The sequence below is a fragment of the Aeromicrobium sp. Leaf272 genome (assembly GCF_001422865.1).
Classification (GTDB): Bacteria; Actinomycetota; Actinomycetes; order Propionibacteriales; family Nocardioidaceae; genus Aeromicrobium.
This window is the reverse complement of sequence record NZ_LMMY01000011.1, coordinates 319,571-326,348: the sequence shown is the minus strand read 5'-3', so window position 1 is coordinate 326,348 and position 6,778 is coordinate 319,571. Positions and strand designations below refer to the sequence as shown.

The 6,778-nt window shown below is 71.5% G+C and carries 6 protein-coding genes; 4 read left to right on the top strand and 2 right to left on the bottom strand.

Translation table 11 applies throughout. From position 1 onward, the window contains the following. Both ASF38_RS08625 and ASF38_RS08620 read left to right on the top strand, forming a co-directional pair. The coding region (locus ASF38_RS08625) for a crotonase/enoyl-CoA hydratase family protein (protein ID WP_369815179.1) at positions 1-815 on the top strand (815 nt) is incomplete at its 5' end. 89 nt (positions 816-904) lie between these two features. After that, complete coding sequence (locus ASF38_RS08620; protein WP_055961861.1) at positions 905-1,666, top strand: class I SAM-dependent methyltransferase; 762 nt, start codon at positions 905-907, stop codon at positions 1,664-1,666. A gap of 78 nt (positions 1,667-1,744) precedes the next feature. Here ASF38_RS08620 and ASF38_RS08615 read toward each other — a convergent pair whose 3' ends face one another. Both ASF38_RS08615 and ASF38_RS08610 read right to left on the bottom strand, forming a co-directional pair. Then, the gene (locus ASF38_RS08615; RefSeq protein WP_056557083.1) at positions 1,745-2,875 is read right to left on the bottom strand and encodes a glycerophosphodiester phosphodiesterase; all 1,131 of its coding nucleotides are present in this window, start codon (positions 2,873-2,875) and stop codon (positions 1,745-1,747) included. Positions 2,876-2,937: 62 nt separating this feature from the next. After that, positions 2,938-3,465, bottom strand: a complete 528-nt coding sequence (locus tag ASF38_RS08610; protein WP_055961854.1) for a TetR/AcrR family transcriptional regulator — start codon at positions 3,463-3,465, stop codon at positions 2,938-2,940. 146 nt (positions 3,466-3,611) lie between these two features. Here ASF38_RS08610 and ASF38_RS08605 point away from each other — a divergent pair, with 146 nt between their 5' ends. Together ASF38_RS08605 and ASF38_RS08600 are read left to right on the top strand one after the other, a co-directional pair. Further along, positions 3,612-5,186: an MFS transporter gene (locus ASF38_RS08605; RefSeq protein WP_055961851.1), complete on the top strand. Its 1,575-nt coding sequence runs from the start codon at positions 3,612-3,614 to the stop codon at positions 5,184-5,186. A gap of 19 nt (positions 5,187-5,205) precedes the next feature. Further along, a partial coding sequence (locus tag ASF38_RS08600; RefSeq protein WP_082480627.1) for an FMN-binding glutamate synthase family protein occupies positions 5,206-6,778 on the top strand: 1,573 nt, incomplete at its 3' end.

Genomic DNA, 6,778 nt, shown 5'->3' with positions numbered 1-6,778 from the left:
AACCTGAGGTCATGACCAGTGCCGCCGTCACCACCCGCATCGAGGGCCACCTCGCCTACGTGAGCCTCAACCGGCCCGAGAAGCTCAACGGGGTCGACTTCGAGGTGCTCGACGGGCTGCTCGAGGCCGCGGCCGAGCTGCGCCGCAACCGCGAGGTCCGCGCGGTCGTGCTCCAGGGTGAGGGCAGCTCCTTCTGCGCCGGACTCGACTTCGCGACGGTCAGCCCGCAGAGGAAGAAGGTCGCCGCGTTCTTCCTCACGCCTCCGTGGCGGGCGACGAACGGGTTCCAGCAGGCGCTCTGGGCGTGGCGGGAGCTCCCCGTGCCGGTCATCGCCGTGACGCGCGGCCACGTGTTCGGGGCGGGGATCCAGCTGGCCCTCGCAGCCGACTTCCGGTTCACGACGCCCGACGCGCAGTGGTCCGTGCTCGAGGCCAAGTGGGGCCTGGTGCCCGACATGAGCGGGACGGTCCCCCTCGTCGAGCTGGTCGGCGCCGACGTCGCCAAGCGGCTCGCCATGACGGGCGAGGTCGTGAGCGGGTCGGAGGCGGTGGAGATCGGCCTGGCGTCCGGCGTGGCCGACGACCCGCTGAAGCCGGCGCTCGAGCTGGTCGCCGCGATCGTCGCCCGCTCGCCCGACTCGGTCGCCGCGACCAAGAAGCTGCTCAACGGTGTGCGGCTCGGCGGTCTGCGGTCGGCGTTCCGGCGTGAGCGGGTCTACCAGCTGCGGATGTTCCGCTCGCCCAACACGGCCATCGCTCGCCGTGCCGGGATGAAGCGTGAGACCCCCGAGTTCGGCCCCCGCACGTTCGACTGAACCCGACCGAGCACAGCAGCCCAGCGGTTCGGGTCCTGCACCCGTCGGCGCCGGTCGGGCCGCTGGCTGCCGTTGTTAGGCTGACGCGCGTGACGGACGAGAAGCGCAAGAAGGTCGCCGACCAGTACGACCGCGGCTACGACTACACGACGTACTGGGACAACCGCGACTACGAGCACGCTGCCGAGGAGGCCGCGATCCGACGCCTGCTCGACGGCCGGCACTTCGGTCGCGCGGCCGACGTGGGCGGCGGCTTCGGCCGTCTCTGCCTGCTGCTGCGCGAGTACGCCGACCACGTGACGCTGGCCGAGCCGAGCCGCACCCAGCTGGAGGCCGCCGAGCGCGTCCTCGCCGGCACCGACATCGCCCAGGTGCAGATGCAGGCCGACGACCTGCAGTTCGACGACGCCTCGCTCGACCTGCTGACGATGGTGCGGGTCATGCACCACATCCCCGAGCCGTCGACGGAGTTCGGCGAGATCGCGCGCGTGCTCAAGCCCGGCGCGACCGCGCTGATCGAGGTCGCGAACTACGGCCACTTCCTGAACCGTCGCCGGTTCAAGAAGCAGGGCACGCCGCTGCCGAAGGAGCCGGTGAGCATCCGCACCGCCACGGCCGAGGAGCCCGACGCGATCGCCTTCGTCAACCACAACGTCGACACCGTGGTCGCCCAGCTGTCCGACGTCGGCCTCGGTCTCGAGCGCAAGCTGTCGGTCTCGAACCTGCGCAGCGAGAAGCTCAAGAAGGCTCTCCCCACGCGGCTGCTCGTGTCGGTCGAGAAGGCGCTGCAGGAGCGGCTCGCCGCCAACGACTTCGGCCCCAGCATCTTCCTGGAGCTGCGCCGCCGCTGAGCGGCACCACCCGACGCGCACGACGACGGGCCGGTCCTTCCTCGGAAGGGCCGGCCGGTCGTGCGTCTCGATGAGGTGTCAGCGGCGCTTGACCCAGGCGGCGCGAGCCGCGACCGCGGTGTCGGGGTAGTCGGCGAAGACCCCGTCCACGTCGGCCTCGAAGTAGCGGCGCAGCTCGGTGGCCACGTCTCCGCGGGCGTTGGGGTCGGACCCGGTGCGCAGGTCCGTCGGCAGGAACCGGTTCTCGTCGCGGATCGTGTAGACGGCCACCTTGAGGCCGGCGCGGTGCGCGTCGTCCACGAGCGACGTCGGCTCGGTGTGGGCGCCGGAGGCGTCGCGGGGGATGACCTGGCTCTTCTCCGGGCCGATCCACCGGGCGTAGCGGGCCACGTCGCGCAGGCCCTCGGGCGTCAGGAGGTCCGCGTAGGTGGTGCTCCTGCCCTGCGCGACCAGGTCGTACGGAGCGCCGGACCCCGACGTGAGCTGCACCAGGGGGACCCTCGTCCAGCGAGCCAGCTCGCGGAGGTTCGACGTCTCGAACGACTGGATGACGACCGGGGCGTTGCGGCGGTCCCACCCGGCCTGGCGCAGCGACCGCACGAGGGGCTTGGAGAGGTCGAGGCCGATGGAGCGGAAGTACGTGGGGTGCTTGGTCTCCGGCGCCACCGAGATGGTGCGGCGTCCGCGGCTCTCGCGCCGGGCCAGCTCGATCACCTCGTCGAACGTGGGGACCTCGTAGCGGCCGTCGTAGACCGTGTTGCCGGGACGGACCTGGGGCAGGCGCTCGATGGCGCGCAGCGTCTTCAGCTCGGCCAGGGTGAAGTCCTCGGTGAACCAGCCGGTCACGTCCACGCCGTCGATGACCTTCGTGGTGCGCCGGTCCGCGAACTCCGGGTGGGAGGCGACGTCGGTGGTGCCGCTGATCTCGTTCTCGTGGCGGGCGACGAGCACGCCGTCCTTCGTGCTGACGAGGTCGGGCTCGATGACGTCGGCGCCCTGACGGATGGCCAGCTCGTAGGCGGCGAGGGTGTGCTCGGGCCGGTAGCCGGAGGCACCGCGGTGCGCGAACACCGTGATGCTGCGGGTGGGCTTCTTCGGTCCCTGCGTGGTGGTCGGCTTGTCGACGACCGGAGCGGAGGGTGCGGCGACGGCCACGCTCGGCGTGGCGATGATGCCGGCTGCGGCGATGCCGATGGCGAGGAGCTTCATGACTCCAGGGCAACCGCTGCGGGTGAACGCCGGGCGACGTGCGTCCGCCGGGCGCGTGACGGTCAGAGGGCGTCGAGGCGGCGCAGCACGTCGCGCACGTGCCCGAGGGCGTTCTTCTCGGCCAGGCCCGTCGTGTCGTCGAAGTACAGCCCGTCGCCGATCAGCTGGATGGTGCGGGCCAGCGACTCGTCGCCGAGGTGCTCGCGCAGGACGACGAACCAGCCCTCGCGCAGGTCGGCCAGCGCGTCGGAGGCGCGTGCGTCGTTCTCCTGGGCGATGCGTCCGGCTGCGATGAGGGCGCGGTCGAAGTCGCTGCCGGAGTCGACCGAGGTCTCGAGGTAGTAGTCGACCGGACCCTTCGGAGCACGGCTCATGGCGTCGGCGTCGCGGGCTCCCTGCTCGCGCAGGCGGGTCAGCATGCCGTCGACCAGCTCGTCCTTGCTGTGGAAGTGGTAGAGCAGGCCGCCCTTCGACACCTCGGCGAGCGCGGCGACGGCGTCGAGCGTGGCTGCGCGGCTGCCCTGCGTGACCAGGAGCGTCTCGAAGGCGTCGAGCACGCGGTCACGGGTGGAGCGTTCGGCCGACGGCATGGCGCGAGCCTACCTGCGGCGGTGCGACGAGGATCACCGCCGCGCAGCACCGGAGAGGGTGGTGACTGTACCGGCTGGACGGTATAGTGGTGCTCGGCCCGGACGACCGTCCGGGCCGTTCGCCGTCCGCCGGAAGGAGGCTCGCCATGACCACCATCGATCCCCGCTCGAGCTCGACCGCCCCGTCATCTGCACCACTGCCCGAGGTGCCCCCCGTCCGTGCGGGCCTGCGCGAGTGGTGTGCCCTCGCCGTCCTGATGATCCCGGTGCTGCTCGTCTCGGTCGACAACACCGTCCTCAGCTTCGCGCTGCCCTCCATCAGCACCGAGCTGCGCCCGACCGGCAACCAGTTGCTGTGGATCGTCGACGTCTACGCACTGATGCTCGCCGGTCTGCTCATCGCGATGGGCAGCATCGGCGACCGCGTGGGCCGGCGCCGTCTGCTGGTCATCGGCGCGGTGGGCTTCGGCGCGGCCTCGCTCGTCGCGGCGTACGCGAGCAGCGCCGAGACGCTGCTCGTCGCCCGTGCCCTGCTGGGCTTCTTCGGCGCCACGCTCATGCCCTCGACGCTGTCGCTGATCCGCAACGTCTTCCACCACGCCCAGGACCGGCGTCTGGCCATCGCAGCCTGGGCCGCCATGTTCTCCGGTGGCGCCGCCCTGGGCCCGGTGCTCGGCGGGTACCTGCTCGAGCACTTCTGGTGGGGCTCGGTCTTCCTCATCAACGTGCCGCTCATCGTGCTGCTCGTCCCGCTGGCCCTGTGGCTCGTGCCCGAGTCCAAGGACCCGAGCCCCGGCCCGCTCGACCCGACCTCGATCGTGCTCGCGGTCGTGGCGATGCTGCCCGTCGTCTACGGGATCAAGCACCTCGCCAAGGCCGGCATCGACGACGTGACGCTCGGCTCGTTCGCCCTGGGCATCGCTGCCGGCGCGCTGTTCGTGCGTCGCCAGCAGCGCAGCGCCTCGCCCATGCTCGACCTGTCGCTCTTCCGCAACCGGGTCTTCAGCGGTGCGCTCGCGGCCAACCTGCTCAGCCTGATGGGTCTGACCGGGTTCCTGTTCTTCGCCGCGCAGCTGCTGCAGCTGGTGTTGGGCATGTCGCCCATGGACTCGGCCATGGTGCTCCTCCCGGGTCTCGTCGTGACGATGGCCGCCGGCTTCCTGGCCGTGCGTCTCGTGCGCCGCTTCCCCGTGCGGGTCCTCGTGAGCCTCAGCTTCGTGGCGTCCTCGGCCGGCTACGCCGTGGCGGCCTTCACCGGCCACCCGACCGTCGCGACCGTGCTCGTCGCCTTCGTGGTGATGGGGGTGGGCATCGGCCTGGCCGAGACGCTCACCAACGACCTCGTGCTCGCGGCGGTGCCCCCGCACAAGGCGGGGTCGGCGTCGGCGATCTCCGAGACCGCCTACGAGATCGGCGCCGTGCTGGGCACCGCCGTGCTGGGCAGCATCCTCACGGCCACCTACCGCGCCGAGCTGACCGTGCCGGCCATGCTGCAGCACGGCGAGCGCGACCACGCCTTCGAGACGCTCGGCAGCACGCTCACCATGGCCGAGCGCTACCCCAACGAGATGGGGGCGGCGCTCGCCGAGTCGGCACGGGCTGCCTTCGACCTCGGGGTCCAGCGCACGTCGGGGCTCGCGATCGGCATCGCCCTGCTCGCGGCGCTGGTCTCGTGGCGCACGCTCAAGCACGCGCCGGCGGTCGAGGGCGTCCAGCACTGATCCGTGCCAGCATGACGGCATGATCCGGTGGCTCGCGGTCCTCGCGCTGGTGGTGGCGGCTGCGGTCGGGTGGGTGCTCGCACTCGGGACGTCCGCGCTGTGGTGGTGGGCTGCGGCCCCGCTCGCCGTGCTGGCGGCGACGGGGCTGCACGACCTGCTGCAGCGTCGGCACAGCATCCTGCGCAACTACCCGGTGCTCGGGCACGCCCGCTTCGCGATGGAGCGGCTGCGGCCCGAGATCCAGCAGTACTTCATCGAGTCCAACACCGGTGGCACGCCCTTCGACCGCGAGACCCGGGACCTCGTCTACGACCGGGCCAAGGGCAACCACGGCGAGGAGCCGTTCGGCACCGAGCGCGACGTGAACGCCGTGGGCTACGAGTTCGTGGCCCACTCGATGCGGGCCCGCACCAAGCCCGACGTCCGCCCGACCGTGCGGCTCGGTGGGCCGGAGTGCACGCAGCCCTACGACATCGCCCTGCTGAACGTGTCGGCCATGAGCTTCGGGTCGCTGTCGGGCAACGCGATCGAGGCGCTCAACGGCGGTGCGGCGCTGGGAGGCTTCGCCCATGACACCGGCGAGGGCTCCATCTCCCGGTACCACCGCAGGCGCGGCGGCGACCTCATCTGGGAGATCGGGTCGGGCTACTTCGGGTGCCGGACCGAGGGCGGTGGCTTCGATGCCGCGAGGTTCGCCGAACGGGCGGTCGACCCACAGGTGAAGGCGATCTCGATCAAGGTGTCGCAGGGCGCCAAGCCGGGCCTGGGCGGTCTGCTGCCCGGCGCGAAGGTGAACGACGAGATCGCCGAGGCGCGAGGCGTCGCGATCGGCGCCACGGTGGTCTCCCCGCCCACGCACCGTGCGTTCGACACGCCCCTCGGGCTGGTCGACTACGTCTCGGAGCTGCGTCGGCTCAGCGGCGGCAAGCCGGTGGGGTTCAAGCTGTGCATCGGCTCGCGGCGGGAGTTCCTGGCGGTCTGCAAGGCCATGGTCGAGCGCGACAGCACTCCGGACTTCATCATCGTCGACGGCTCCGAGGGCGGGACGGGGGCCGGGCCGGTCGAGTTCGAGGACCACGTGGGCATGCCGCTCACCGAGGGCCTCATGTTCGTGCACAACGCCCTGGTCGGGACCGGGCTGCGCGACCGGGTCAAGATCGGCGCGAGCGGCAAGGTCGCGACCGGGATCGACATCGTGAAGCGGATCTGCCAGGGCGCCGACTTCACGCTGGCGGCCCGCGCCATGATGTTCGCGGTCGGGTGCATCCAGGCCCAGACCTGCCACACCAACACCTGCCCGGTGGGCGTCGCGACGCAGGACCCGTGGCGCGCCCGGGCCCTCGTGGTCGACGACAAGGTGCACCGGGTGCGCGACTTCCAGGCCAACACGGTCAACAGCGCACAGCAGATCGTCGCGTCGATGGGGCTGGACTCCTTCGACGACCTCACCCCGCGCAAGCTGTTCCGGCGCGTCGACCCGCAGGTGACCCAGACCTACGCCGAGCTCTTCGAGTGGCTCGAGCCCGGTGCCCTGCTCGCCACGCCGCCGGAGGGCTGGGTGAGGGACTGGAGCACGGGCTCGCCGGAGACGT

What these genes read in the sequence shown, in the direction of transcription:
- ASF38_RS08615 (WP_056557083.1), bottom strand. Translation starts at nt 2,875, where the DNA reads ATGAAGCTCCTCGCCATCGGCATCGCCGCAGCCGGCATCATCGCCACG.
- ASF38_RS08605 (WP_055961851.1), top strand. Translation starts at nt 3,612, where the DNA reads ATGACCACCATCGATCCCCGCTCGAGCTCGACCGCCCCGTCATCTGCA.
- ASF38_RS08610 (WP_055961854.1), bottom strand. Translation starts at nt 3,465, where the DNA reads ATGCCGTCGGCCGAACGCTCCACCCGTGACCGCGTGCTCGACGCCTTC.